Consider the following 24,265-nt stretch of genomic DNA (forward strand, 5'->3'; position numbering starts at 1 on the left):
CCGCCGGGTGCTGCACCACCTGGCCGAGCGGCGCGTGGACACCTATCGGGGACTGCTCGACGAGAAGGGGGACATCGGGTGAGGATCGCTCTGCTCACGTACTCCACCAAGCCGCGCGGCGGTGTCGACGACGGCGAGCCCGCCCTTGGTGCCCGTGCGGGCGAGCACCTCGCCACCCGGGCCGACGATCTTCGCCTGCCCGAGGAAGCGCATGCCGCCCTGCATCCCGGTCTGATTGGACGAGACGAGCACGACCTGGTTCTCGGCGGCGCGGGCCGCGTCGTACAGGTCGAACAGCCGGGACTGCCGGTCCTGCGGCAGCCGGGCCGCCCGGTCGGTGACGCTCGCGGGCCACGCCGACAGCGCGGCGACGATCCGTGCGCCGTCCAGCGCCAGCGTGCGGGCGGACTCGGGGAACGTCTTGTCGTAGTCGATCAGCATCCCCATGCGGCCCACCGGGGTGTCGAAGGCCTCGAACCGGTCGCCCGGCGCGTAGGCGAGGAATTCCCCGGCCGGCTGGTGCACCTTGCGGTGGGTGCCGAGAATCCCGTCGCCGGTGACGCAGGCGGCGGCGTTGTACCGCAGATCCCCGTCCCGTTCGGTGTAGCCGACGCACACGGTCATCTCGCCCGCCATCCGGGCGAGCGCGTCGAGTTCGGGTCCGTCCCGCCACAGTGCGGGCGGCAGGTCGTCCGGGTCGGGCCGGCGCAGGTCCGAGATGTACCCGCCGAGGCACGCGTCGGGCAGCACCAGCAGCTCGATGCGGTCCCGTCGCGCGGACTCGATCAGGGTCTCCAGTTTGAGCAGGGCCCGCGGCACGTCGCGTCCGAAGTGACCGGCCAGGGCGGCGATGCGCGTCATGCGGCGCCCGTCAGGCCGGGGCGCCGATCGAGGCCCGCAGTCCGGCCTCGAGCTCGATCCGGTCCGCGAGGTGTTCGGCGTCGCGCGCGATTCCGGCGAACCGTCCCGATCCCCACGTGTGCAGCCAGGGCAGGCCCAGGAAGTACAGGCCGGGCACCGAGGTCACGCCCCGATTGTGGCACGGCAGACCGGCACCGTCGAAGACCCCGGCGTGCAGCCAGCGGTAGTTCGTCCGGAATCCGATCGACCAGATCACCGAGCCGATCCCGGCGGTGTCCAGGTCCAGGCCGGTGGGTTCCTCGGCGGGTCGCCACACCGGGACGTACCGCTCCTCCGGCGGGGCGTCGATGCCCTCCCGCGCGATGTGGTCGTCGATCATGTCCTTGATGCTCTCGGCCACGGCGTCGGCCGCGTCGAGCGACGCGCCGAGGGTGGGCGCCACACGCAGCACTCCGTCGTCCACACCGAGCAGCCTGCCGTAGAGGCGCATCCCCTCGAGGGCGAAGGACCGCAGGTCGATGTCGCGACCGCCGTCGCGGCCCGTGACGTAGTGATTGGTGTTCTCCCGTTTGGCGGTTCCGCCGGGGTGTTCGGCGATGGGCACGTCATAGGTGCCCATGTCGTGCAGCCAGGCCACGCAGTCCCGCCCGCGGTAGAACCGCGCCACCCGCGGTGCGCTCCCGGTCACCAGGTGGACCTGCCGGCCGGCGAGCATGAGGTCCTCGGCGATCTGCGCGCCGGACTGCCCGTTGCCGACCACCAGCACCGCACCGTCCGGCAGCGCGGACGCCGACCTGTACCGCGAGGAGTGCAGCTGGGTGAGGTGCGCGGGCAGCTTCTCCGCGTACCGCGGCACCACGGGCTCGTGGTAGCCGCCGGTGGCGACGACGACCTGCCGCGCCCGGATCGGGCCTGCGGTGGTCTGCACATCGAAGCCGCCGCCGGCCGCCTGCGTCACCGACGTGACCGCGACGCCCTCGCGCACCGGCGGGTGGAAGGTGCCGGCGTAGCCGCGGACGAACGCGTACGTCTCGTCGCGGGTCATGAACCCGTCCGGATCGTCGCCGCGGTAGCTGTAGCCGGGCAGGTTGCATTGCCAGTTGGGGGTGACGAGGGTGAAGTTGTCCCACCGGCTGTCGCGCCACTCGTGGGCGATGCCGTCCCGTTCGAGCACCACATGGTCGATGCCCCGCTGCACGAGGTGCCAGCTGACGGACAGACCGGCCTGGCCCCCGCCCACGACGACGACGTCACGGTTCTCGATCATCGGACTGTTCCTTCCGGTCGGTGGGCTGCGCCGGCGCCGCCCGGCGCGGCGTCGACGGTGGGCGGATCCAGGGCCAGCACCCGCACGACGGCATCGGGTTCGTAACGACCGGCCGCCGCCTCGATCTCCGCGAGCGTCGCGGCCGCGGAGGTGCAGTACATGCCGAACTTGGCGCGCACGCGTTCGCTCGCCTCGGTGAGGGCCAGGCGAGTGCGGTCGACGAAGTCCCGGACGGCGTACTCCGCGCCCGCGGTCAGATGGTCGTGCATCACCAGGGACGGCGAGTAGTACTCGCCGGCGCGGCCGTCGGGCCACCGCACCGTGTAGGTCATTTCAGGCATGGGCCGGCACCCCTGCCCCGCGGAGGGACGCCGGCCGCTGCTCGCGGCTCAGCTGCGTCCCGGTCACCAGGTTGGGGGCCACCACGTCGCCGTAGACCTCGGGCCGCCGGTCCCGCAGGTTGTACATGCCGCCGCCGCGGATCGCGTCGAGTTCGGCGCGCACGTCGAGCCGGGCGGACGCGAGGCCGGGGTCGGTGCCGGTGGTCGCCAGGATCTCCCCACCCGGCCCGACGATCTTGGCGCTGCACACGAACCGCAGCGACCCGAAGGTGCCGGCCTGGTTGGACGCCACCCACACCACCTGGTTCTCGGTGGCCCGGGCCCGGTCGTAGATGTCGAAGCGCTGCGTCCACCGATCGTCCGCGAGAGCGGCGGCCTGCGCGGTCCGGGCCGTCGGCCAGGCGGACAGCGACGTGACGATCTCCGCGCCGTCGAGCGCCAGGGCGCGGGCCGCCTCGGGGAACGCCTTGTCGTAGCAGATCTGCATGCCCATCCGGCCGATCGGCGTGTCGAACGCCGCGTAGCGGTCGCCGGCGTCGTAGCAGAGGTTCTCGCCCAGCGGCTGGTGCACCTTGCGGTAGGAGCCGAGGATGCCGTCGCCGTGCAGCGTCACGGCCGCGTTGTAGCGGGTCGGCCCGTCGGCTTCGCAGAAGCCCAGGGTCACCACGAGGTCGCCGGCGAGGTCCACGACCCGCCGCAGTTCCGGTCCGTCGAGTGCGAGCGCCGGCGGCAGCGCGCGCAGGCGCCGCTCCCGCGCCGCCTCGCTCTCGTCGCCACCGCCGAGGCTCGGCAGGTACCCGCCGAGGCACGCTTCGGGCAGCACCAGCAGGTCGCTGCCGCGGGCGCGGGCCTGGTCGATCAGTGCCGCGATCGTCGCGTAGGACTGCTCCATGTCGCGGCCGAATTCCGCCGCCGCGACCGAGATTCCGATCTCGCTCATGCTCTTCCCAATCCTGTGACGGTGCCGTGCACCGCGTTCGTGATCATGCCGTCGGGCCAGCGCAGGCCGACCCCCGGTCGTGTGGTCAGTTCCCCGCACACCGCGGACACGGCCGGTCCGCTCGGCGGCGTGGGGCGTCCGGGCCGGTCCGCGGTCACCATCGCGAAGCCCGGGAAGCACGCCATCCAGTCGCCCATCGTCGGGCCCGCCGGCCGGGGAATCCTCGCGACGTCGAGGACGGCGCCGACGCCGCTCGCTTCGGCCAGCATCCCGACGGTGCCGGCGAGTCCGGCCATGCTCACGTCCTTGGCCGCCGCCGGCCGCGCGCGGCGGACGAAGGACCCGAGCAGCGCGAGCTCCTCGGACGTGCACGTCGAGGTGGAATCCCATTGCTGTCCGGTGTATCCCGGTCGCCACCGGCCGCGCAGGTCCACGGTGAGGCGGAGGTCGTGGCCCGCGGAGCCACCGCCCGCCGGGATCGGCTCGGCCGCCGCGCCGAGCGCGGTGACCGACAGCGCGGCGGGGACGCCGAGCTGGGTGTGGCCACCGAGGATCGGCACGTTCCACATCCGGCCGGCGTGCGCCAGCCCGCGGAGCACGCGGGTGAGCACCGAGCGGTTGGGGGCGCCGACGGCGTCGAGCATCCCGACCGGCGTCGCACCCATCGCGGACAGGTCGTTGAGGTTGACCAGGGCCGCGCACCAGCCCGCCCACTCGGGATCGCGCTGGACCATCGCCGGCACGATCGCGTCGCACGCCGCGACGAGGTCGCTGCCGGGGACGGGCGCACCGTCGTCGCCACGAAACCCGTTGCCACCGAGCCCGTCCGGATCCCGGTCCAACGGCGCCAAGACCTGCGCCAGGACCGATTTCGTGGACCGGACGAGCCGTTCGATGCGGTCGAGCGGCCACTGCATCAGCACATGCGGGGCACCGGCGACGACGACGTCGTCCCGGCGGACCCAACCGAGTCGGGTGAACATCGGCTCGTTGGGTGCCTGCACGGTCGCGTCGAAGCGCAGCACGCCGTGGGACTCGGCGTACGCGCAGGCCGCGCGGACGAGGGCCCGGCCGATGCCGCCGCCGTGGCGGCTGCGGCTGTCGACGACCAGGCGGCTGCCGGTCCACCAGCCGAGGTCCACGCCGTCGGTGGCCGGGGCGAGCCGCACCCCGCCGAGGACGGCGCCGTCGGGTGCGGCAGCGACCAGGACGACGGTGCGGGGATCGTCGTCGAGGTCGTCCCGGTCGCTGCCCGCGAACAGTCCCTGCTCGAGCACGAACGTCTCGCGGCGCAGCCGGTGGTAGGCGGCCACGTCGCCGGCGTGGGCCGCCGCGCGCACGAGGAAGCCGGGCGGCGGCGCCGGTGCGGGACCGGCGAGCACCGCGGGGTCGAACAGTTCGGTGGTCCGGGAACCGGATTCGGATGTCATGTCAGCCTCCCGCGTTCTGCAGCACGCTGCACGCGCCGCACGCGGCGCATCCGGCCTTCTGGTCGGAGCCGGCCATGCCCGCCGCCCGCAGCTGCGCGGCGACGCGCCGGGTGACGTCCTCGAGCAGCGTCGCGTCGGGGGCCGTCGCCCCGTCGACGTCGACGGCGAGGGTGCCGGCGAGGGGTCGGAACGGCACCACGAACGGGTAGACCCCCATCGCGATGAGTTCGGCTGCACCGGCGACGAGTTCGTCGGCGTCCTCGCCGAGTCCGACGAGCAGGTAGGTGGAGACCTGGTTGCGCCCGAAGACGCGCACGGCCTCGGCCCACGCCGCCCGGTACTCGGCGAGCGGAACCGTCGCCTTGCCCGGCATCCAGCGCCGGCGCACGCCGTCGTCGAGGGATTCGACGTGGATGCCGATCGAGTCGGCGCCCGCCCGGCGCAGATCGGTGAGGGTGGCGAGATCGCCGGGCGGTTCGCACTGCACCTGGACGGCGAGGTGCGGCACGGCCGCCTTGACCGCGCGCACGCAGCGGGCCAGGTGGCGGGCGCCCCGGTCCGTCCCGGCGGAGGTGCCCGTGGTCATGATCATCTGGGTGACCCCGTCGAGGCGGACCGCGGCCGCGGCGACCTCGGCGAGCTGCTCGGGACGTTTGACCGCGACCGTCGAACCCGCCGCCAGCGACGCCTCGATCGAGCAGAAGCGGCAGCGCTGGTCGGGGTCGTACCGGATACAGGTCTGCACCACGGTGGTGGCCAGGACGTCGGCGCCGTGCAGGCGGGCGATCTTCTCGTAGGAGACGCCGTCCGCGGTCTGCAGGTCGTAGAACCTGGGCCGGCGCACCGGCTCGACGTCGAGGCCCGTGTCCGTTCCGTCCAGCAGCAGCCGGGTGCCGTCCACCGTGTACGGGCTGTCGGACCGGATCGGGATCGCGCCGCCCACCCCGCCGATCAGGACGTGCCCGTCGTCGCTCGGGCCGGCGCCGGAACGCCTGTGCACCGGCGCCTCGAGGGACCGGATGCCGCGGACGGCCAGGTCGACCCGGGTCGAGAGACCGCTCATGGTGTCACCCTTCAGACCATGTAGGTGGAGTTGATGATGGCGCCCTTGCGGGCGTAGTGGATGATCGCGTCCTGCACGTCCAGGGGGTGGGCGGGAATGGCGCCCTCGATCAGGTCCTCCTCCCGGTGCCCGTGCAGCGCGAGGCCGAACCGGCACACGAAGACCTTGCCGCCCTCCGTGATGAAGGTGGTCAGCGCGTCGTTGATGTTCTGCTCACCCGGGAACCCGTTGTCACCTGTCGTCGGGAAGCCGCGTGTGGCAACGGCATTCATCGCTCCGGTGCCGTAGAAGTAGATGGCCGACTCGAAGCCCTTGCGCAGCGCGCGCGTGGCCTGCAGGACCGCGACGAAGCTCACCGACGACTCGTGGGCGATGCCGTGCACGAGGGTGAAGTAGCACTCGCCGTCCTCGGCCCGATAGTCGGGGAAGATCTTGGTCGAGCCGTAGAGGTTGGTGCCCTTGGGCAGTGCCGGATGGGGGATCTCGGCCAGGGACCTGGCGATGTTGTCGGCAATGGTCTGCTCGATGTCGGTCACTGAGTTCTCCTCGGAGATCGGTGGATTCGGCGGGCGCGCCGGTGATCTCGCCCGGCTGCGGCCTGCAATCAGTAGACGTGCAGTCGATTTCGCGTTGGTCATCCCTGGAACAACGCCGCATTTCGTGGAGCTCACATCGGCCGGAATCCCGTCATCGCCGCGTAACACCGCCGCCGGGAGGGGGCGCGGCAGCGGGTGCGAGGCGACGGCAATGGGCAGGTCACCGGTTGGGTAGCATCGAGACCATGAGCACGGAGGCCCGCCCGCAGTCGGCCGGGGTCGAAGCCGGGTCGGCGAGGGCGACGGACGACCCGCTCGCCCTGGACCGTCAGGTCTGCTTCGCGCTCGCCGTCGCCAACCGGGCGGTGCTCTCGGTGTACCGGCCGGTGCTCGAGCCGCTCGGCCTGACCCACCCGCAGTACCTGGTGATGCTGGCCCTGTGGGGCGACGCCCCGATGTCGGTGAAGGAGATCGGCCGGGCCCTGCAGCTGGACTCCCCCACCCTGTCGCCGTTGCTCAAGCGGCTCGAGTCGACCGGGTTGATCACCCGCACCCGCAGCCCGCTGGACGAGCGGCAACTCGTCGTCGACCTGACCGACGAAGGCCGGGCCCTGCGGGCGCGGGCCGCGACGGTCCCGGAGACGGTCGTCCGCAAGCTCGGCGTGAGCCTGGCCGAGCTGGAGGAACTGCACGACGTGCTCACCCGCATCAACGCCGCGGCGCTAAAGGCCGGCGCGCTGGACCACGACTGAACCGCTCGCACCCCCCACCCCCGTGCGCGGCGGCGTCCACCATGCGGGAAACCCCAGAAGAACAATTACGGAACAGTAACGAACTCTCTCCATCGTCGCATCGACCGGATCCCGCGTGCGCTCTGTGGGTACGCAGGGACGGTTGTCCGAACGAAGGGAAGTGTCGTGAGCACCACCAACGCCGGCCGGAAGGGTGAGCCCCAGGAGGTCCCACCGGGGCATCTACGGCGCGCCATCAGCGCCTCTGCCATGGGGAACTTCACCGAGTGGTTCGACTACGGCGTGTACGCCTACACCGCCACCTACATCGCCGACGCGTTCTTCCCCGACGATCTCGAGTCGGCAACCCTGCTCACCCTCGGCGTCTTCGCCGTGTCCTTCCTCGTCCGTCCCCTCGGCGGGCTGGTGTGGGGCCCCCTCGGCGACCGCCTCGGCCGCCGGCAGGTGCTCGCGCTCACGATCATCCTGATGGGCACCGCGACCGTCCTGCTGGGCGCCGTCCCGTCATACGCGTCCATCGGGTTCTGGGCGCCGCTGCTGCTGGTTCTGCTGCGCATGATCCAGGGCTTCTCGACCGGCGGCGAGTACGGCGGCGCCGCGACGTTCATGGCCGAGTACTCCCCCGACCGCAAGCGCGGGTTCTTCGGCAGCTTCCTGGAGTTCGGCACCCTCGGCGGGTTCTCGTTCGGCGCGCTCATCGTGTTGTTCGTCGACCTGGTCTCCACCGACGCGTTCATGAGCACGTGGGGCTGGCGTCTGCCGTTCTTCGTCGCCGGACCGCTCGCCCTGGTGGGCCTGTACCTGCGGTCCAGGCTCGACGACACCCCGGTGTTCCGGGAACTCGAAGCCGAGGGCGCCGTCGAGCACGACACCGGCACGCAGTTCAAGGACCTGCTCGTGCAGTACCGGCGGCCCATCCTGACCCTGATGGGCCTGGTCGTCGCCCTCAACGTCTGCAACTACACCCTGCTGAGCTACATGCCCACCTACCTCGAGAACCGCATCGGACTGTCGAACACCGCGTCGCTGTTCCTCGTCGTGATCGGCCAGCTCGCGATGATGGCCGTCATCCCGTTCGCGGGCGCCCTGTCCGACCGGATCGGCCGCAAGCCGATGTGGACGATCTCGATGGGCGGCCTGCTGCTCTTCGCGGTTCCCATGTACAAGCTCATGAGCATCAGCTTCGGGTGGGCGATCGTCGCGTTCACCGTCCTCGGTCTGCTGTACGTCCTGCAGCTGTCGACCATCTCGGCGACATTCCCGGCCATGTTCCCCACCCACGTGCGCTTCGCCGGCTTCGCGATCGCCTACAACGTCTCGACGTCGCTGTTCGGCGGGACCGCACCGGCGGTCAACGAGTGGCTGGTGGAACGGACCGGCAACGACCTGGTGCCCGCCTTCTACATGATGGGGGCATGCGTCGTCGGCCTCGTCGCGCTGTACTTCGTGGCAGAGACGGCCGGGGCTTCCCTGCGCGGGCGCGGCATCCCCGGCGTCGACACCGAACCCCACTCGACGGCGCTGTCGAAGGCCTGACATCCGCCGAACACCTTCTCCGGAGGGGTCTTTCGATCGACCCCCCGGGGCCGGGTACGCGACCGCCCCGGCTCAGGTCGACGTTACGGCGCGGGTCATCGCGGCACGTAAAGCGACGTCGCGCGGATCGTTTCGAGACTTGCCCATGCGGTTGCAGACGTAGCCGTAGCCGATCCCGGCATCCGGATCGGCGTAGCCGAAGGAGCCGCCGGCACCGGGCGCGCCGAACGACCGGGGCCCGCCGAAAGACCAGTCGGGACTCGGGCGCATGAAACCGAGGGAGAACCGGATGTCCCCGAGCATGCACGCGTCGTGGAATCCGTTCCGGGGCGGCACCGGCGGGGCCGTCAGTTCGTGCAGCGTGTCCGGGCGCATGCCGAGTTCCGCACCGCCGGTGGCCAGGACGCCGTAGGCGTGCGCCAGGGCGCGTGCCGTGCCCACGCCTCCGCCGGACGGTGCCTCCAGATCGCGTGCGTAGATCGTGTCCGCGTCCATTGCCACGAGCGTTCCCGGGTTGGCGACCAGCGAGCGGTAGAACACCGACCGCTTGTTCAGGAACGCCGGAAACAGCCGCGGCGACAGCTCAGCGAGGTTCAGGAAGGGGTTCCGCATCACCAGCGGGGCAAGTCGGGCGTCGGGAACGGAGGCCGGGAGACGGATGTAGAACTCCAGCCCCAGCGGGGTCGCGATCTCGTCCTGGAAGACCTGCCCCAGCGTGCGGTGCTGCGGGTCGACCCGGCGAACGAGTTCACCCTGATAGAAGCCGAGGCTGATCGCGTGGTAGGCCTGCCGCGCCCCCGGCTCCCACTCCGGTCTCTGGCGAGCCATGATCGCGGCCAGCCGGTCCGGATCGGCGATGACCCCGACATCCACCGGCTCGTCGAAACCGAACAGCCCGGCCTGGTGGGCCAGCAGTTGGCGGACGGTGATCCGTTCCTTGCCGTTCTGCGCGAACTCGGGCCAGTAGGTGCAGACGCGCTCGTCGAAATCGAGCCATCCACGGGAATGGGCCAGCGCGACGGTCATGGCGGCCATCCCCTTCGTGGCGGAGAACACCAGCGTCATGGTGTCCCGTTCCCAGGATTCGCCGGTCGCCTTGTCCCGTACCCCGCCCCACAGATCGACCACCTTCTCGCCGCGGTAGTAGACGCAGCAGGCAGCGCCCAACTCCCCACGGCGGGCGAAGTTCTCGGCGAACGCCTGCCGTACGGCCGCGAAGTCGCCGCGCGCGTATCCGTGAATCCCCGGATGTACGGACTTTCGAGCGGACACGGTCGTCTCCTCTCGCGCGGGCTCGGCACCCGGTTACCGACGGTCCGGCACGGGGCCGCTCACAGCTTGTAGCCGATCGTGCGCAGCAGGGCTTTACGGTCGGCGACGTCGGAACTCGACTCCACGCGGGCAGGCGGCCGCCCGTCGATCATCCCGGCGATCTCCCGGCCGAGTTCCGTCTCGGCGACGATGATCTCGACCGGTCTTGACGGCCGGTCCGACGACGACGTTCGTGTCGTCCGACTCGTCGACCGCCACGATCTGCAACTCCACGACCGCCTCCTCGAACGCCTGCGACTCGCCGGGTCGCCGTCCACAGACAGTCTCCCGCGCCCGGGAGACGAGGGCAATGCAGTCGCCGGCCGGGGCAGGCGCCCATCGGGCACATGTCCGCCGCATCAGGGATGAGGGAGGATGGTGCGGTGACCGATTCCTCCCGTTCCCCGGTGAGCCGGCTCCGCAGGCGCGGACGTTCCGGCCGCGCTGTCGTCCTCGTCGGCTCGCTCGCCTCGGCCCTGACCGTTGGCATCCTGTGGCTGCGGTCGGGCCAGGGCGTCAGCGCGTCGGCGTGGCGTGACGACGAAGTGGGCCCGGACGATCTGGCCGGGTGAGTCCGGAGGATTCACCCGGCCTCAATCGGAACCCACACTCAGCGCCGCGCGGATCGTCTCGGCGGTCCCGTCGAGCACGGTGCGGTTCGGGGTGCGCGGCACCGCCCGCAGCCCGAACCCGTCGCCGCGACGCCGCGGAACGACGTGCAGGTGCACGTGGAACACCTCCTGGCCGGCGGCGACGCCGTCGGCCAGGAAGAGGTTGACCCCCTCGATCGGGAGCGAACTCGCGCGCAGTGCGGTGGCGATGCGCCGGCCCGCGTCGAACACCCGCGCGCCGTCCTGCGGATCGAGGTGCGCGAGACCGGACGCGTGACGCTTCGGGATCACCAGCAGGTGTCCCGGTGTGAACGGGCGAATGTCCATGAACGCCAACACGTCCGGTTCGTCCAGCACGATGCTCGCCGGCGCGGTGCCGGCGACGATCGCGCAGAACACGCAGTCGCTCACGCACTCTCCTGGACGGGTGCCGGCCGCCGGACGCCCTCGAGGAGCTGCAGCAGCTGCGCCTGCACCTCCGGCCGTTCGCGGACCGGGTCGTCGCTGTGGGCGAGGTAGAGCATGGCCTCCTCGACGGCCGCGACGATCATGTGCGCCAGCGCCGAGGACTGCGGGGCCGGCTCACCGCTGCGCCGCGCGATGGCCCGCAGCGCGCGCTCGGTGATCATGATGGTGTTCTTGCGGTGCCCCTCCCGCACCTCCGCCCAGCCCAGCACCGCGGGAGCCTCGATGAGCAGCAATCGGCGGATCGCCGGGTCGTACACGACGTCGAGCGAGGCGAGCACCGCCGCGGTGAACGAGTCCCACGGATCGTTCCCCTCGATCGCCGCGAGCGTCTCCTCGGTCTCCACCTGCATCCGTTCCACGACGCCGCGGAACAGGTCCCGCTTGTTCGCGAAGTGGTGGTAGAGCGCCCCGCGGGTCACGCCCGCGACAGCGACGATCTCCTCGGTCGCCGCCGCGGCGTATCCGTCGCGGAGGAAGACCTCCGTCGCGGCGTCGAGCAGCGCGGCTCGTGTCCGCACCGCATCCCGAATTCGTACGGCATTACCCGGCTTCCCAGCCAACATCTTCTCCCCTGCACTTCGGCTACCCCCATCTGACAAATCCCCCTGGCAGCCCGTTCCGGACGATCCCTACAGGATCGGCGCCGGCGTGTACTTCGCGGCGTCCGGGTACTGCTCGACGAGGTCCTGCACCGCCGCAACGACGGTGGCGACCTGCGCCTCCGCGGCCCCGACGAACGCCGACCGGTCGGCCAGCGCGGCGTAGAGGGCCGCTCGATCCAGTGGCAGCCGCTCGTCGGCGGCCAGCCGGTCCAGCAGGTCCGGCTCGCGGCCCTGCTCGCGCATCGCCAGCGCCACGGCGACCGCATGCTCCTTGATGACCTCGTGGGCCGTCTCGCGGCCCACGCCCGCGCGCACCGCCGCCATGAGCACCTTGGTGGTGGCCAGGAACGGCAGGTAGCGGTTGAGCTCCTTCTCGATCACCGCCGGGTACGCGCCGAACTCGGCGAGGACCGTCAGGAACGTCTCCATCAGGCCGTCGAGGGCGAAGAAGGCGTCGGGCAGTGCGACGCGCCGCACGACCGAGCAGAACACGTCGCCCTCGTTCCACTGCGCGCCGGCGAGCTCGGCGGCCATCGACGCATACCCGCGCAGCACCACCTGCAGGCCGTTGACACGCTCGCAGGAACGGGTGTTCATCTTGTGCGGCATCGCGGACGAGCCGACCTGGCCCGGCTGGAAGCCCTCGGTGACGAGCTCGTGCCCGGCCATCAGGCGGACGGTGTGCGCGAACGACGACGGCCCGGCCGCGACCTGCACGAGCGCGGAGAGCACGTCGTGGTCCAGCGAGCGCGGATAGACCTGACCGACGCTGGTGAGCACGTTCGCGAACCCGAGGTGCTCGGCGACCGTCGCCTCGAGACGCGCGAGCTTGTCGGCGTCGCCGCCGAGCAGGTCCAGCATGTCCTGCGCGGTGCCCATGGGGCCCTTGATGCCGCGCAGCGGGTACCGGGCGATCAGCTCGCGCAACCGGGTGAGCGCGATGAGCAGCTCGTCGGCGGCGGACGCGAACCGCTTGCCGAGGGTGGTGGCCTGCGCGGCGACGTTGTGCGACCGGCCCGCCATCACCAGCGCCGAGTACTCGGCGGCGCGGTCGGCCAGCCGCGCGGCGATCGCGACGCCGTGGGCGTGCACGTGCTCGAGGGAGCGCAGGATCTGCAGCTGTTCGACGTTCTCGGTGAGGTCGCGGCTGGTCATGCCCTTGTGCACGTGCTCGTGGCCGGCGAGGGCGTTGAACTCCTCGATGCGGGCCTTCACGTCGTGGCGGGTGACGCGCTCGCGGGCCGCGATCGACTCGAGGTCGACCTGCTCGAGCACCCGCTCGTAGTCGGCCAGGGCCTCCTGCGGGACGTCGATCCCGAGTTCCGCCTGCGCCCGGAGGACCGCCAGCCACAGCTGGCGCTCGAGCACGATCTTGTGCTCCGGCGACCACAGCGCTGTCAGGTCCGGGCTGGCATAACGGGTGGCAAGAACGTTCGGGATGCGACTCACAGGACATCAGTTTACGGCGCCCCGTCACGCCTCCTGTTCGGCAGGCGGTGCCACCCGCTCCACGACGTCGGGCAGGATGCCCCGCGCGAGGGCCCGCGGATCGGGCTCGAGATCGCCGAGCGCGCCGAGCACGGCCCCGTCGACAACCGCGACGAGCCGCCGCAACTGCGGCTCGTGCACCGACCGCCCGCACCGCTGCAGCAGGTCCGTGAGCAGCTGATCGATCTGCACGCGCAACTCATGCTGGACGTCGCGCAGTTCGGGGTGCCGGGCGGTGGCGACGCACCGTTCGTAGCGGGCGATGAGGCGCTCGCGTTCGATCTCGCCGACCCCGCCGGGGCCGACGAGCAGGTCGACGATCAGGTCCGCGGTGGACTCGGGGCTGCGGTCGCTCGGCGGGACGCACTGCACCCGCGAGCGCATCGCGTCGAGCTCGCGCCGCCCGTTGTGCTGCACCGCGCTCGCGATCAGGTCGTCGAGGGAATGGAAGTAGTAGGTGGTCGAGGCGAGCGGAAGTCCGGCGCGGTGCGCGACGGCGCGGTGCCGGACGGCATCGATCCCGCCCTCGAGGATCAGGTCGGCCGCCGCCTCGACGAGCGCCTGGCGGCGCCGTTCGCCCTTCGGGGTGGCTGCGATCGACACCCTTGTCATGGTGCCAGTCCCGGTGGTCACGCCTGAGGGAAACGGCCCGAATACTCGCAGGTAGGACCTATCTGTCGGGTTTCGTCACGGTGTGGGCAACCAGGCGCGCAGCCGTTCCAGCGCCGCCCGCACGTCCGCCGTGGAACCGGCGAAGGACAGCCGGACGGTCCGGTCGCCGTGCACGGTGTCGAAGTCGACGCCGGGCGCGAGCGCCACTCCGGTCTCCTGCAGCAGCCGGGCGCACCAGCGGGTGGAGTTCTCGCCGGCCGGGAGCAGGTGACCGATGTCGGCGTAGACGTAGAAGGCGCCGTCGGCGGGCGCAAGCTCGGTGATCCCCAGCTCCGGCAGGCCCCAGAGCAGCAGCTCGCGGTTGGCCGCGTACCGCGCGACGTGGCCGTCGAGTTCGGCCCGGGCCTCCGCGCCGAACGCGTCGACGGCCGCGTACTGGGAGATCGTCGGCGGGCACACCGTCATGTTGGAGGCCAGCCGCTGCAGCGGCGGGCGCAGTCCCTCCGGCACGAGCATCCAGCCGAGCCGCCATCCCGTCATCGAGAAGTACTTGGACACGGAGCCGATCACCACGGCTTCGCGGGAGGTCTCCCACGCGCAGCTCGTTGCGGGCGCACCGTGCGTTCCGAACTCGATGCCGTGGTAGATCTCGTCGGAGATGAGCAGCGCGCCGTGGTCGTCGCACCAGCGGGCCAGCGCGGCCAGCTCGGCCGGTTCGATCATGGTGCCGGTCGGGTTGGCGGGGCTGGCGACGACGAGTCCGGCGATCGGACCGTCGAGGGCCTCGAGCATCTCGACGGTCGGCTGGTAGCGGGTGTGCGGCCCGCAGTCCAGCTCGACGACCGTGCAGCCGAGCGCGGCGAGGGTGTTGCGGTAGGCGGGGTAGCCGGGCCGGGCGACGAGGACCGTGTCGCCGACGTCGAAGGCGGCCAGGAACAGCAGGGTGAACGCCCCGGAGGATCCGGTGGTGACGACCACGTCGTCGGCGTCGGCGTCGATGCCGTAGCGGTCGCGGTGGTAGCCCGCGATCGCCGCGCGCAGCGGCAGGATCCCGAACGTCTCGGTGTAGCCGAGCAGCTCGTCGTCGAGCGCGCGGTGGGTGGCGCGCAGCACCGGGGCGGGTGCCGGCGTGGACGGCTGACCCGCCGCCAGGCTCAGCACGTCGCCGTGGGTGCGCTGCCGCTCGGTGGCGGCCTTCCACACGTCCATGACGTGGAAGGTCTGGATCCGGGATCGCTGCGATTCGCTCCGCACGTCACCAGACGGTAGTCGCGGGCCCGGGGGCGACCGGCGGCCGGGGACGGTCAGACGGTGATCCGGCCCTCGACGGCGGCGAGGCCGATGTCCTTGCGGAAGTGCCCGCCCGGCAGCTTGATGCCGGCGAGCGTGGCGTAGGCCTCGTCGCGGGCGGCGGTCAGGTCGGCGCCGGTGCCGACGATGCTGAGCACGCGGCCGCCGGCGGAGACCAGCGATCCGTCGGCGAGCCTGGTGCCGGCGTGGAGGACCCCGTCGGCGTCGGCCCCGGTGATGACGTCGCCCGTGCGCGGGCTGGCCGGGTAGTACTCGGCGGCCAGCACCACGGTGACGGCGGCGCCGTCGCGCCAGCGCAGCGGCGGCAGCTCGGCCAGGGTGCCGGTCGCGACCGCGTTCAGCGCCTCCCCGAGCGGCGACTCGAGCAGGGCGAGCACGGCTTGGGTTTCGGGATCGCCGAAGCGGCAGTTGAATTCGACGACGGCCGGGCCGTCCTTGCCGATGGCCAGGCCCGCGTAGAGCAGGCCCGAGAAGCCGCATCCGCGGCGGACCATCTCGGCGGCGACGGGCCGGACGACGTCCTCGACGATCGTGTCGACCATGCCTTCGGGCAGCCACGGCAGCGGCGTGTAGGCGCCCATGCCGCCGGTGTTGGGGCCGGTGTCGCCGTCGCCGACACGCTTGTGGTCCTGCGCGGGCAGCAGCGGCACCACGGTCTCGCCGTCGACGAGGCAGAACAGCGAGACCTCGGGGCCGTCGAGGAACGATTCGAGCAGCACCGGGTGCCCGTTCTCGAGGATCTCCGCCGCGTGGTCGCGGGCGGCGGCCCGGTCGGTGGTGACGACGACGCCCTTGCCGGCGGCGAGCCCGTCGTCCTTGACCACCCAGGTGGGTCCGAAGCGGTCGAGCTTCTCGTCGAGCTCGGCCGGATTGTCGACGACCTCGCTGTGCGCGGTGCGGACCCCGGCGGTCTGCATGACGTCCTTGGCGAAGGCCTTCGAGCCCTCGATGCGGGCGGCCGCGGCGGACGGGCCGAAGCAGGCGATGCCCGCGGCGCGGACGGCGTCGGCGACACCGAGGACGAGCGGAACCTCCGGGCCGATGACCACGAGGTCGACGTTCTGTTCCTTCGCGAGCGCGACGACCTCCTCGGCGGAGGCGGCGTCGACCGGGAACTGCTCGGCGATCCGGCCGATGCCGGCGTTGCCGGGGGCTGCCAGCACGGCCGTCACGCCGGGATCGCGGGTCAGGGCCAGGACGAGGGCATGTTCACGGGCACCGGAGCCGATAACGAGTACGCGCACGCAGCACAGGTTACGGGACCGGTCCGGGGCCTCGGACCGACGCATCCGCGCGGCTCCAGCGGGCCGCTCCCGCGCCTCGGTCGTTCCCCTCCACCGGGCACCACACGAGGTCGGCGCGGTCGCGGGTCCGCGCGACGGTGCGCGCGTTGGGCATATCCACCGTGCGGACCCACTCGGCGGCCTGCTCGGCGGTGGATCCGGTGGCCCGATGGCGTCGGATGAGCCGGGCGGCGAGCTCGTCGCCCGGTGCGTCGAGGTAGACGACGAGGTCGAGCAGCGGGCGGATCCGCTCCCACCCGCCGTCGCCGAGGAGCAGGTAGTTGCCCTCGGTGACGACGACGCGGGTCTCGGGGGTGATCTCGTGGAACGCGGCGATCGGTTCGTGGAGGCGGCGCGAGTACTCGGGGGCGTGGACGGTCTCCGTGCGGTCGTCGCGGATGCGGCGCAGCAGCGCCGCGAACCCGGCGACGTCGAACGTCTCCGGCGCACCCTTACGGGATCGGGTGCCGCGGGCGTCGAGCCGGTGGTTCGACAGGTGGAAGCCGTCCATCGGCGCGGCCGCGGCGGGTATGCCGGCGTCGCGGAGGAGGCCGACGAGCAGGTCGGCGGCGGTGCTCTTGCCGGCGCCGGGTGGGCCGCAGAGCCCGACCACGCGCCGCTCCCCCGCCGCGACGATGCGCAGGTGCCGGTCGATCAGGTCGGCGACGAGCGCGCGCAGCGGGCCCGTCCGGGGCGGCTGCGGCGACGACATGCGACGAGGATACGAGAGGCGGCGCGCGCGGCGGTCCGCCTATTCTCCCCGGTATGGCTTCCGTGTTCAGCATGATCATCGCCGGCGACCTGCCGGGCCGGTTCGTGTGGCAGGACGACGACGTCGTCGTCTTCCTGACCATCAACCCCGTGAACCAGGGCCACGTGCTCGTGGTGCCGCGTCAGGAGGTGGACCACTGGCAGAGCGTCGACGCCGACGTGTGGGGCAAGGTCGGCGACGTCGCCCGCATCATGGGCCGGGCGGTGTGCTCGGCGTTCGACGCGCCGCGCGCGGGCCTGCTCGTCGCGGGCCTCGAGGTGCCGCACCTGCACCTGCACGTCTTTCCGGCGTACGACCTCGGCGACTTCGACATCAGCAAGGCCGAGAAGGACCCGTCGCCGGAGTCGCTCGACGAGGCGCAGGCGAAGCTGAAGGCCGCGCTACGAGAACTCGGGTACGCGGACAACGTCCCCGACTGACGCGCCGGGACCCGTCGGCACCGGCGCCGACGGGTCGTCGAGGAACGCGGTGAAGTGCGCCCACGACGTGCCGCAGGCGGTGAGGCCGGCGAGCAGCCCGAGGTGACTGCCGGGCACGACCTCGAACCGCACGTGGGGCGAGCCGGGCAGCACCCGGCGGATCGCCTCGACCGCCGGGACGGGCGCGAGCACGTCGTCGCTGCCGCCGAGTGCGAGCACGGGCACGGAGACGTCGGCGAGGTCGATCGTCCGGTCGTCGAAGCGGACCCGGCCCGTCGCGAGATCGTTCGCGACCGTGATGCGCATCGCCATCTGATGGAACAGCCTGCCGGGGTAGCCGGGCATGTCGGCCTGGAACCGGTCGATCGCCTCCATCCGGGCCAGGGTGTCGGCGTCGGCGAGGTTGCAGGCGACGAACCACGGCCGGGTCAGTTCGCGTTCGAGGGCGGTGGCCCGGTAGCCGATCTGCACCAGCGGGGCGGGCACGCTGCCGAGCAGGTGGGTCACGGCGGTGAGGGCGGGCTCGCCCACGGCGCGTCCGAGGTGGCGGGCCGGCCCCAGGAAGGGGATGCGCGCGTAGTCGATCGGCGTGCCGAACGCGGTGATCGAGCGGATCGGCAGCCCGGGGTGGGCGGCCGCGGTGAGCAGGCACAGGGTCCCACCGAGGCTCCAGGCGCCCAGGTCGACGTCGCGGCCGCCGCACAGTTCGGAGACCCGCGCGATCGCCTCGGGCACGATGTCGTCGACCCAGTGCTCGAAGCCGAGATGCCGGTCGGAACGGTCCATGGTGCCGAAGTCGAGGACGTGGACGCTGCGGCCGGCGTCGACGAGGTGCTGCACGAGGCTCTGCCCGGGCCGCAGGTCGTAGCAGCGTGCGGGCGCGGCGAGCGGGGGCACGAGCAGGACGGGGGCACCCGCGTCGGGCTCGCCGTAGCGGCGCAGGGTACGGTGCGGTCCGTCGGCGACGACGGCCGACGCGGTGGCGTGCGGCGGTTCGATTCCGTCGCCGACGAACAGCGCCCAGGCGTTGCGCAGGGCGCGCTGCGCCGTCCCCGACAGTCCCACGACGTCTCCTTACTCGAAAGTCAGTTACGTCACCGTAGCCGAGGGCTGGATCGTCACTCCACCGGCATCCGCGGGATGAGCACCCGGAACGTGGAACCGGCGCCCACGGCCGACTCCACCTCCACGTGGCCGCCGTGGGCCGCCACCAGCGCCGCGACGATCGACAGTCCGAGACCGCTGCCGCCCGACGATCGGGTGCGCGACGTGTCGGCGCGATAGAACCGCTCGAAGACCCGGGCACGGTCGGCCTCGCTCAGGCCGGGGCCGGTGTCGAGAACCTCGAGCACCGCATCGGATCCGATCGTGCCCACCCGTACGGTGATGCGGGCGTCGGCCGGGGTATGGGTGAGGGCGTTGGTGACGAGATTGCCGAGGACCTGCCGCAGCCGCGCGTCGTCGCCGAGCACCTCCGGGGTACCGGGACCGTCGAACACCTCGAGCCCGACGGCGCGATCGGGCGCGACGGCCCGCGCATCGTGCACGGCGTCGGCGGCCAGGGCCAGCAGGTCCACCGGCTTCCGCTCGAGCGGCCGCTGCGCATCGAGGCGGGCCAGCATGAGCAGATCCTCGACGAGGAGCCCCATGCGCCGGGACTCGCTCTCGATGCGGTCCATCAGCATCGCGATGTCGCTGCTCGCGCCCTGGCGGTAGAGCTCGGCGAATCCTCGGATCGTGGTGAGCGGGGTGCGCAGCTCGTGGCTGGCGTCGGCGACGAACCGTCGCATCCTCTCCTCGGATCTGCGCGCGGATTCCTCCGACGACGCCGTCGCCGCGAACGCAGACTGGATCTGGCTGAGCATGACGTTCAGCGCCACCGACAGCCGGCCGACCTCGGTGCGCGGATCCCGTTCGGGAACCCGCCGGTGCAGATCCCCGCCCGCGATCGCCACGGCGGTGCGCTCGACCTCCACCAGGGGCCGCAGGCTGCGCCGCACCACGAAGTAGCCGGCCACCCCGAGAACGAGCAGCACCGCGGCGCCGATGCCGACCTGCAGCACGACGAGCCGATCCACGGTCTCCTCGATCGAGGTCAGCGTGACCCCGACGGTGGTCACGATGCCCGCGGTGCTGCGGGTCGACACCACCCGCCAGCGCACGTCGGAACCGTCGACGGAACCCACGGTCACCGGCTCCCCCGCCGGCTCGCCGGGCAGCGCCGGCGACGTGGACTCGTCGTTGACGACGAACCGCTCCACCCCGTCGGGGCCGACGACCCGCACATAGAACGGGCTCGGCGGGCGATTCGAACTCGGGGCGTCCGGCGGCGGCAGCTCGCGGCCGGCACCGGGCGGCTTGGCCCACGTCTGCGCCGCGGTGCGCAGATCCTGATCGGTGCGGGCGAGGAGCGAACCCTGCAAAGCGGACGTCACCGCCACCCCGGACGCCAGCAGCCCCAGCCCCGACAACGACACCAGCGCCGCGACCAGCGCCAACCGCAGCGGCAGCGCCCGCATGCGGCTCACTCGCGGGGTTCCCGCATGACGTACCCGACCCCGCGCAGGGTGTGGATCAGCGGCTTGTCCCCGGTGTCGACCTTGCGGCGGAGGTAGGAGACGTACGACTCCACGACGCCGACCTCCCCGCCGAAGTCATAGCTCCACACGTGGTCGAGGATCCGCGGCTTGCTGAGCACCGTGCCCGCGTTGACCATGAAGTACCGCAGCAGGGTGAACTCGGTGGGTGAGAGCGACACCGGCCTGCCGGCCTTCCACACCTCGTGGGTGTCGTCGTCGAGTTCGATGTCGGCGAAGGTGATACGGGACGAGCGTTCGTCCTCGGACACCTTGCCGGCCCGCCGCAGGATCACCCGCAGCCGGGCGATGACCTCCTCGAGGCTGAACGGCTTGGTGACGTAGTCGTCCGCACCCAGGGTCAGGCCGGACACCTTGTCCTCCACGGCGTCCTTCGCCGTCAGGAACAACACCGGCGCGTCCGAACCGTCGGCCCGGAGCCGGCGCAGCATCCCGAACCCGTCCATCCCGGGCATCATGACGTCGAGGATCACCGCGTCCGGCCGGAAGGCCCGGGCCCGGTCGAGTCCCTCGGCGCCGTTTCCCGCCGTCTCGACCTCGAAACCCTGGAACTTCAGGCTCACCGAGAGCAGTTCGACGATGCTCGGCTCGTCGTCGACGATCAGGATCCGCGCTTCGGGGGTCTTGTCGGTCACGGCGTCGATTCTCCCGGAGGGCTCTGGCATGCCGCTGCGAGAATCCTGGGAACTTCCTGTATGCCGGCCCTGCCGAATTCGGGCCGTCGGAGTACGGCGATCGGGGATCATGGACGTGTCCGCACCGGGAGGAGCCGCCGTGTCGCCGAAGTGGGTGCGCCGCGGGGCGGCGTCGGCCGCAGCCGTCGCCGTGTCCCTGATCGCGGTCTGCCCGCCCGCGGCCGCGGAGGCGGTCGAGGTCTCGTTCGGCATCGCGTGCCGGGTGCGGTCGGTGATCGACGTCGACGAGCTGCTCGGGTCGTCGGCCACGGTGGACGCGCCCGCCCGGGTTCGTCCCGGCGAGCGGTTCACCTACCGCATCCAGACGGCGCCCGTCGCGTACCCCGACTCGAGCCGCGGCGCCACCACCCGCAGCGTCTCCCGCCTGAAGAACGACTTCGCCATTCCCGCCAACGCGACGTTCGTCGACGCCGCTGTCGTGCCCGGCACCGCCTTCAACCTGGACAACGTGCCGCCCGGTGTGCTGCGGGTGAACGAGGACGGCGTCCCCGACCCGGCGGGCACGATCCTGCGCCTGTCCGGAAACAACGAGGTCATCGGCAACAGCCCCACGTCCGGTGCCGACAGCGAGGCCGGGATCCGGGCGCCGAAGACGCAGCTGCAGCTCGACGGCTCCCCCAGCCCCGTCGGCGACAGCTGGTTCCGGCTGCCGGCGGTGGAGGTGACCATGATCGCGGGCGACGCGGGCGTGATCACGCCGATGCTCCGCACGGCCGGTGCCGCGGGCCTGGTCGACGACGACGCCAACTACAACACCTCGCTCACCCAGGCCACGTTCCTCGGCACCAACCAGTGGGGACCGACCCGCTGCTCGCCGCGGGACACCATGACCGGTCCGCTCAACGCCGGCGCCGGCCCGCTGGCGACCATCACCATCTCCGACACCGCCGAGGTGCCCGCCACGGTCACCGTCGACGCCCCGGACGTGGTCGACGACGGGACGGTCGTCACGCTCACGGCGACGGTGTCACCGGACGTCGACGGCGGCACGATCCTGTTCCGGGACGGCGGCACCGACCTGGGTCCACCGGTGGCGGTCGTCGACGGCCGCGCCACCACCGAGCACCGCGTCTCCGGCGCCGGGAGCCACACGATCACGGCGGTCTACTCGGGCGCGCCCGGCGCGGCGGGCGCGACATCCGAACCCGTCGCCGTGACGGTTCCCGGATCCGACAGCACACCCGGCTGGTGGGTCGCAGCCGGGATCGGGGTGATCGCCGGCGCGCTGGCCGTCGCCCTCGTCGCCCGGCGCAGGCGGCGCTGATCCGGCGTAACACGCCCCGCACGTCCACCACCTTGTCGGCGCGTGATGCTATTACGGGACGAAGACAGCCACCGCGAAGGAGGTCCCGCCCATGACGTGCCGGGCGTGCCGATCCGATCTCGACCACTGTCACGGCACCCTCGTCGTGCACGCGACGGTGCCCGTGGAATGCACCGAACCCGACTGCTTCGACACCTCCCGCGTGCGGCACATGCTGGTGGTCGACTGCTCCGACCTCGCCCACGGCTGCGGATGCACCGAGACGTACGTACGGGTCGGAACGCTCCGCGTCTCCTGACGACCTTCGGTAACGGCTCGTCCCGCCGAGCCGGACTGTTGTGCCGGTTACAGTGACAGGCATGAGTCTGGCGTCCGCGCTCGCGTTTCCCGTCCGCCTCGGATTCGCCGCAGCGGACTCGGCCCTGGGCGTGGCGGAGGGCGCGATCGCCACCGTCCGCCTGGCGATTTCCCCCCGGACGTACGCGGGGTTGAGCGCGGTCGGCGTGGCGAATCCGCGGGGACCGCTGGGCCTGCTGCAACAGGTCTCCGTGCTCGCCGCCGACGACCGTCCTCTCGGCCAGGCGCTGCGCCCCGACGGACCGCTGGACCGCCTCCTCGCCCCCGGCGGGCCGGTGGACCGGCTCACCGCACCCGGCGGCCCCCTCGACCGCCTCCTCGAGCCCGGCGGCGCCCTCGACCGCGTCACCGCCCCCGGCGGTCCGCTCGAGAAGATCCTCGCCGAGGACGGGGCGCTGGACCGCCTGCTGTCGAACGGCGGCCTCCTCGACCGTCTCACCGCACCCAGCGGCCCGCTCGAGCGCCTGCTCGCCGAGAGCGGGCCCGTCGAACGCCTCACCGCCCCCGGCGGCATCGTCGACATCGCCCTCCAGCCCGGCGGCCTGCTCGAGCGGGCCCTCGAGCGGGGTGGAGTGCTGGACACCCTCCTCGCCGAACAGGGCGCCCTCGAGCGCCTCCTCGCCAAGGGCGGTCCGCTCGATCAGATCGTGTCGCTGTCCGAGACGCTGGCGCAGCTCACCCCCAGCATCCTGCGGATGAGCACCAGCATCGACGTGCTGCAGGAGACCGTCGAACTGCTCCGCGGGGCGGTGGGCCCACTGGGCGACCTCGCGGGCAAGCTGCCCGGTCGGTGGCTGCGCAGCAACTCGGGCGGCACGGGCAACAGCGGCAGGCACGAACTGCAGCCACCGGACTGAGCCGGTCACTCCTGCAGGTCCGTGACGGCCCGGAAGGAACCGTCCATATGGAACGGGGTGGACTCGTGCTCGTGCGCGATCCGCCACGACCCCTCGACGCGGCGTAGACCGAACGTGACACGGAACCACATGTCGAATCGCGGTCCACCGAGCTGTGTCGCTCCCAGCCGCGACAGCGCGTGGCAGAACGCGACGTCGCCGGCCGCCTCGACGCGCAGATCCCGCACTTCGCAGTCGAGAGGGCCGTCGAACCCCGCGAACCACGACGCCCAGGCCTGCGGGTCGGGAGCGGACTTGCGCAGCGGCGGCGCCAGATCGAACACCGTCGCACCGGGGATATAGCACGCGGCGAGCCGATCGACGTCCTTGGCGTTGCGGGCCGCGGTGTGTTCCTCGATCAGCGCGCGGATCTGTTCGTCGGCCAGGGCCTCGTCCACCTCGAGGAGGGCGAGGATGTTGCCCGCCGGGTCCCGGAACCAGGCGATCGGCGGACCCACCCGACGGAAGATGCCCTTGCCGTCGACACCCTCGTAGCGCTCGAACCGGATTCCGCGCGCGGCGAGTTCGTCCACCGCCTTCTCGATGTCGCGAACCGGGAAGTTGAGGATCGTGTAGGTGGCCGGGGTGTGGTCCTCCTTCGGATAGATCAACGTGTCGCGGCCGCCGTCGAGGTGCAGGTGGAGCATTCCGTGCTCCTCGGACACGGAGACGCCGAGGACGTCGCCGTAGAACTTCGCGGCCGCGGCAACGTCGTCGACGGCGAAGCCGGAAAAGGCTGGGGAACGGTCGAACATGGTGCTCACTCCTCCGCTGCGAACGATGCTGCACCTGTTCCGACCGCCGAGCGACGGCAAACTCATCGGCCGGCCGGGGACCTTCTTCCCTGACGCGG

27 protein-coding genes are annotated in these 24,265 nt (G+C 71.9%); 7 read left to right on the top strand and 20 right to left on the bottom strand.

Annotation, left to right across the window (positions count from 1 at the left end; translation table 11 throughout):
- Positions 1–42 precede the first annotated feature (42 nt).
- The 7 genes from AIIKEEIJ_RS19355 to AIIKEEIJ_RS19385 are packed head-to-tail and all read right to left on the bottom strand — an operon-like array spanning position 43 to position 6,438.
- Positions 43–861 (bottom strand): nitrilase-related carbon-nitrogen hydrolase, encoded by an 819-nt coding sequence (locus AIIKEEIJ_RS19355; RefSeq protein WP_161996375.1) that lies wholly within the window; start codon positions 859–861, stop codon positions 43–45.
- 10 nt (positions 862–871) lie between these two features.
- Entirely contained in the window at positions 872–2,128 is a 1,257-nt protein-coding gene (locus AIIKEEIJ_RS19360; protein ID WP_029541279.1) for an MSMEG_0569 family flavin-dependent oxidoreductase, read from the bottom strand.
- Positions 2,125–2,469, bottom strand: a complete 345-nt coding sequence (locus AIIKEEIJ_RS19365; RefSeq protein ID WP_044475640.1) for an MSMEG_0570 family nitrogen starvation response protein — start codon at positions 2,467–2,469, stop codon at positions 2,125–2,127. Before AIIKEEIJ_RS19365 ends, AIIKEEIJ_RS19360 begins: the two co-directional genes overlap by 4 nt.
- Entirely contained in the window at positions 2,462–3,409 is a 948-nt protein-coding gene (locus AIIKEEIJ_RS19370; protein ID WP_006931873.1) for a carbon-nitrogen hydrolase family protein, read from the bottom strand. The genes AIIKEEIJ_RS19365 and AIIKEEIJ_RS19370 overlap by 8 nt, the downstream gene beginning before the upstream one ends.
- Positions 3,406–4,839 carry an MSMEG_0567/sll0787 family protein gene (locus AIIKEEIJ_RS19375; RefSeq protein WP_029541271.1) on the bottom strand — a complete coding sequence of 478 codons (1,434 nt, stop codon included), beginning with the start codon at positions 4,837–4,839 and terminating at the stop codon, positions 3,406–3,408. Before AIIKEEIJ_RS19375 ends, AIIKEEIJ_RS19370 begins: the two co-directional genes overlap by 4 nt.
- Position 4,840: 1 nt before the next feature.
- On the bottom strand, positions 4,841–5,902 hold the full coding sequence (locus tag AIIKEEIJ_RS19380) for an MSMEG_0568 family radical SAM protein (RefSeq protein WP_161996376.1): 1,062 nt from the start codon (positions 5,900–5,902) through the stop codon (positions 4,841–4,843).
- A gap of 11 nt (positions 5,903–5,913) precedes the next feature.
- Positions 5,914–6,438 (bottom strand): MSMEG_0572/Sll0783 family nitrogen starvation response protein, encoded by a 525-nt coding sequence (locus tag AIIKEEIJ_RS19385; protein ID WP_006931869.1) that lies wholly within the window; start codon positions 6,436–6,438, stop codon positions 5,914–5,916.
- A 245-nt stretch (positions 6,439–6,683) separates the two neighbouring features.
- Here AIIKEEIJ_RS19385 and AIIKEEIJ_RS19390 point away from each other — a divergent pair, with 245 nt between their 5' ends.
- Together AIIKEEIJ_RS19390 and AIIKEEIJ_RS19395 are read left to right on the top strand one after the other, a co-directional pair.
- The gene (locus tag AIIKEEIJ_RS19390; RefSeq protein WP_029541264.1) at positions 6,684–7,190 is read left to right on the top strand and encodes a MarR family winged helix-turn-helix transcriptional regulator; all 507 of its coding nucleotides are present in this window, start codon (positions 6,684–6,686) and stop codon (positions 7,188–7,190) included.
- Between the two features lie 249 nt (positions 7,191–7,439).
- On the top strand, positions 7,440–8,726 hold the full coding sequence (locus tag AIIKEEIJ_RS19395) for an MFS transporter (protein WP_202917287.1): 1,287 nt from the start codon (positions 7,440–7,442) through the stop codon (positions 8,724–8,726).
- Between the two features lie 72 nt (positions 8,727–8,798).
- Here AIIKEEIJ_RS19395 and AIIKEEIJ_RS19400 read toward each other — a convergent pair whose 3' ends face one another.
- Both AIIKEEIJ_RS19400 and AIIKEEIJ_RS33710 read right to left on the bottom strand, forming a co-directional pair.
- A complete protein-coding gene (locus tag AIIKEEIJ_RS19400; RefSeq protein WP_161996378.1) occupies positions 8,799–9,998 on the bottom strand; it encodes a serine hydrolase domain-containing protein in 1,200 nt (399 codons plus the stop codon).
- A gap of 59 nt (positions 9,999–10,057) precedes the next feature.
- Positions 10,058–10,384, bottom strand: a complete 327-nt coding sequence (locus tag AIIKEEIJ_RS33710) for an adenosine-specific kinase (RefSeq protein WP_338020987.1) — start codon at positions 10,382–10,384, stop codon at positions 10,058–10,060.
- Between the two features lie 36 nt (positions 10,385–10,420).
- Between AIIKEEIJ_RS33710 and AIIKEEIJ_RS19410 the strand changes: the two genes are divergently transcribed.
- Positions 10,421–10,609, top strand: a complete 189-nt coding sequence (locus AIIKEEIJ_RS19410; protein ID WP_029541253.1) for a hypothetical protein — start codon at positions 10,421–10,423, stop codon at positions 10,607–10,609.
- 21 nt (positions 10,610–10,630) lie between these two features.
- Here AIIKEEIJ_RS19410 and AIIKEEIJ_RS19415 read toward each other — a convergent pair whose 3' ends face one another.
- From AIIKEEIJ_RS19415 to AIIKEEIJ_RS19445, 7 genes are all read right to left on the bottom strand, one after another.
- The gene (locus AIIKEEIJ_RS19415) at positions 10,631–11,059 is read right to left on the bottom strand and encodes an HIT family protein (RefSeq protein ID WP_006931860.1); all 429 of its coding nucleotides are present in this window, start codon (positions 11,057–11,059) and stop codon (positions 10,631–10,633) included.
- Positions 11,056–11,634, bottom strand: coding sequence for a TetR/AcrR family transcriptional regulator (locus AIIKEEIJ_RS19420; protein ID WP_006931853.1), 579 nt, complete (start codon positions 11,632–11,634; stop codon positions 11,056–11,058). The genes AIIKEEIJ_RS19415 and AIIKEEIJ_RS19420 overlap by 4 nt, the downstream gene beginning before the upstream one ends.
- A 111-nt stretch (positions 11,635–11,745) precedes the next feature.
- The gene (gene purB / locus AIIKEEIJ_RS19425; RefSeq protein WP_161996379.1) at positions 11,746–13,167 is read right to left on the bottom strand and encodes an adenylosuccinate lyase; all 1,422 of its coding nucleotides are present in this window, start codon (positions 13,165–13,167) and stop codon (positions 11,746–11,748) included.
- A gap of 24 nt (positions 13,168–13,191) precedes the next feature.
- On the bottom strand, positions 13,192–13,809 hold the full coding sequence (locus AIIKEEIJ_RS19430; RefSeq protein ID WP_029541237.1) for a TetR/AcrR family transcriptional regulator: 618 nt from the start codon (positions 13,807–13,809) through the stop codon (positions 13,192–13,194).
- A gap of 84 nt (positions 13,810–13,893) precedes the next feature.
- A complete protein-coding gene (locus tag AIIKEEIJ_RS19435; protein ID WP_161996380.1) occupies positions 13,894–15,072 on the bottom strand; it encodes an aminotransferase class I/II-fold pyridoxal phosphate-dependent enzyme in 1,179 nt (392 codons plus the stop codon).
- Between the two features lie 50 nt (positions 15,073–15,122).
- A complete protein-coding gene (purD, locus tag AIIKEEIJ_RS19440; protein ID WP_029541231.1) occupies positions 15,123–16,373 on the bottom strand; it encodes a phosphoribosylamine--glycine ligase in 1,251 nt (416 codons plus the stop codon).
- A gap of 10 nt (positions 16,374–16,383) precedes the next feature.
- Positions 16,384–17,124, bottom strand: a complete 741-nt coding sequence (locus AIIKEEIJ_RS19445) for a nucleoside/nucleotide kinase family protein (RefSeq protein ID WP_050034606.1) — start codon at positions 17,122–17,124, stop codon at positions 16,384–16,386.
- 53 nt (positions 17,125–17,177) lie between these two features.
- Between AIIKEEIJ_RS19445 and AIIKEEIJ_RS19450 the strand changes: the two genes are divergently transcribed.
- Entirely contained in the window at positions 17,178–17,603 is a 426-nt protein-coding gene (locus AIIKEEIJ_RS19450) for an HIT family protein (RefSeq protein ID WP_029541228.1), read from the top strand.
- Here the strand turns inward: AIIKEEIJ_RS19450 and AIIKEEIJ_RS19455 are convergent.
- Genes AIIKEEIJ_RS19455 through AIIKEEIJ_RS19465 form a run of 3 tightly spaced genes read right to left on the bottom strand, consistent with a single transcriptional unit; the run spans position 17,565 to position 20,865 of the window.
- Positions 17,565–18,668: an alpha/beta fold hydrolase gene (locus tag AIIKEEIJ_RS19455; protein ID WP_161996381.1), complete on the bottom strand. Its 1,104-nt coding sequence runs from the start codon at positions 18,666–18,668 to the stop codon at positions 17,565–17,567. The genes AIIKEEIJ_RS19450 and AIIKEEIJ_RS19455 overlap by 39 nt on opposite strands.
- Positions 18,669–18,721: 53 nt before the next feature.
- The gene (locus tag AIIKEEIJ_RS19460) at positions 18,722–20,131 is read right to left on the bottom strand and encodes a sensor histidine kinase (RefSeq protein WP_161996382.1); all 1,410 of its coding nucleotides are present in this window, start codon (positions 20,129–20,131) and stop codon (positions 18,722–18,724) included.
- On the bottom strand, positions 20,128–20,865 hold the full coding sequence (locus AIIKEEIJ_RS19465; RefSeq protein WP_168579156.1) for a response regulator transcription factor: 738 nt from the start codon (positions 20,863–20,865) through the stop codon (positions 20,128–20,130). The genes AIIKEEIJ_RS19460 and AIIKEEIJ_RS19465 overlap by 4 nt, the downstream gene beginning before the upstream one ends.
- A 109-nt stretch (positions 20,866–20,974) precedes the next feature.
- Here AIIKEEIJ_RS19465 and AIIKEEIJ_RS19470 point away from each other — a divergent pair, with 109 nt between their 5' ends.
- The 3 genes from AIIKEEIJ_RS19470 (at position 20,975) to AIIKEEIJ_RS19480 (ending at position 23,373) form a co-directional block, all read left to right on the top strand.
- Positions 20,975–22,159, top strand: coding sequence for an Ig-like domain-containing protein (locus AIIKEEIJ_RS19470; protein ID WP_006942990.1), 1,185 nt, complete (start codon positions 20,975–20,977; stop codon positions 22,157–22,159).
- Between the two features lie 91 nt (positions 22,160–22,250).
- Complete coding sequence (locus AIIKEEIJ_RS19475; RefSeq protein ID WP_006942989.1) at positions 22,251–22,457, top strand: hypothetical protein; 207 nt, start codon at positions 22,251–22,253, stop codon at positions 22,455–22,457.
- A gap of 61 nt (positions 22,458–22,518) precedes the next feature.
- Positions 22,519–23,373, top strand: a complete 855-nt coding sequence (locus AIIKEEIJ_RS19480) for a hypothetical protein (protein WP_029541220.1) — start codon at positions 22,519–22,521, stop codon at positions 23,371–23,373.
- 5 nt (positions 23,374–23,378) lie between these two features.
- Here the strand turns inward: AIIKEEIJ_RS19480 and AIIKEEIJ_RS19485 are convergent, their stop codons facing one another.
- Positions 23,379–24,167, bottom strand: coding sequence for a nuclear transport factor 2 family protein (locus AIIKEEIJ_RS19485; protein WP_161996383.1), 789 nt, complete (start codon positions 24,165–24,167; stop codon positions 23,379–23,381).
- Positions 24,168–24,265: the final 98 nt, after the last annotated feature.

The sequence above is a fragment of the Rhodococcus sp. YH1 genome (genome assembly GCF_009939605.1).
Lineage (GTDB): Bacteria > Actinomycetota > Actinomycetes > Mycobacteriales > Mycobacteriaceae > Rhodococcus > Rhodococcus aetherivorans.

Excerpts from the sequence above, each read along its gene's own strand:
- AIIKEEIJ_RS19355 (WP_161996375.1), bottom strand. The coding sequence starts at position 861 with ATGACGCGCATCGCCGCCCTGGCCGGTCACTTCGGACGCGACGTGCCG.
- AIIKEEIJ_RS19360 (WP_029541279.1), bottom strand. The coding sequence starts at position 2,128 with ATGATCGAGAACCGTGACGTCGTCGTCGTGGGCGGGGGCCAGGCCGGT.
- AIIKEEIJ_RS19365 (WP_044475640.1), bottom strand. The coding sequence starts at position 2,469 with ATGCCTGAAATGACCTACACGGTGCGGTGGCCCGACGGCCGCGCCGGC.
- AIIKEEIJ_RS19370 (WP_006931873.1), bottom strand. The coding sequence starts at position 3,409 with ATGAGCGAGATCGGAATCTCGGTCGCGGCGGCGGAATTCGGCCGCGAC.
- AIIKEEIJ_RS19375 (WP_029541271.1), bottom strand. The coding sequence starts at position 4,839 with ATGACATCCGAATCCGGTTCCCGGACCACCGAACTGTTCGACCCCGCG.
- AIIKEEIJ_RS19380 (WP_161996376.1), bottom strand. The coding sequence starts at position 5,902 with ATGAGCGGTCTCTCGACCCGGGTCGACCTGGCCGTCCGCGGCATCCGG.
- AIIKEEIJ_RS19390 (WP_029541264.1), top strand. The coding sequence starts at position 6,684 with ATGAGCACGGAGGCCCGCCCGCAGTCGGCCGGGGTCGAAGCCGGGTCG.
- AIIKEEIJ_RS19395 (WP_202917287.1), top strand. The coding sequence starts at position 7,440 with ATGGGGAACTTCACCGAGTGGTTCGACTACGGCGTGTACGCCTACACC.
- AIIKEEIJ_RS19445 (WP_050034606.1), bottom strand. The coding sequence starts at position 17,124 with ATGTCGTCGCCGCAGCCGCCCCGGACGGGCCCGCTGCGCGCGCTCGTC.
- AIIKEEIJ_RS19450 (WP_029541228.1), top strand. The coding sequence starts at position 17,178 with ATGGCTTCCGTGTTCAGCATGATCATCGCCGGCGACCTGCCGGGCCGG.
- AIIKEEIJ_RS19465 (WP_168579156.1), bottom strand. The coding sequence starts at position 20,865 with ATGCCAGAGCCCTCCGGGAGAATCGACGCCGTGACCGACAAGACCCCC.
- AIIKEEIJ_RS19475 (WP_006942989.1), top strand. The coding sequence starts at position 22,251 with ATGACGTGCCGGGCGTGCCGATCCGATCTCGACCACTGTCACGGCACC.
- AIIKEEIJ_RS19480 (WP_029541220.1), top strand. The coding sequence starts at position 22,519 with ATGAGTCTGGCGTCCGCGCTCGCGTTTCCCGTCCGCCTCGGATTCGCC.
- AIIKEEIJ_RS19485 (WP_161996383.1), bottom strand. The coding sequence starts at position 24,167 with ATGTTCGACCGTTCCCCAGCCTTTTCCGGCTTCGCCGTCGACGACGTT.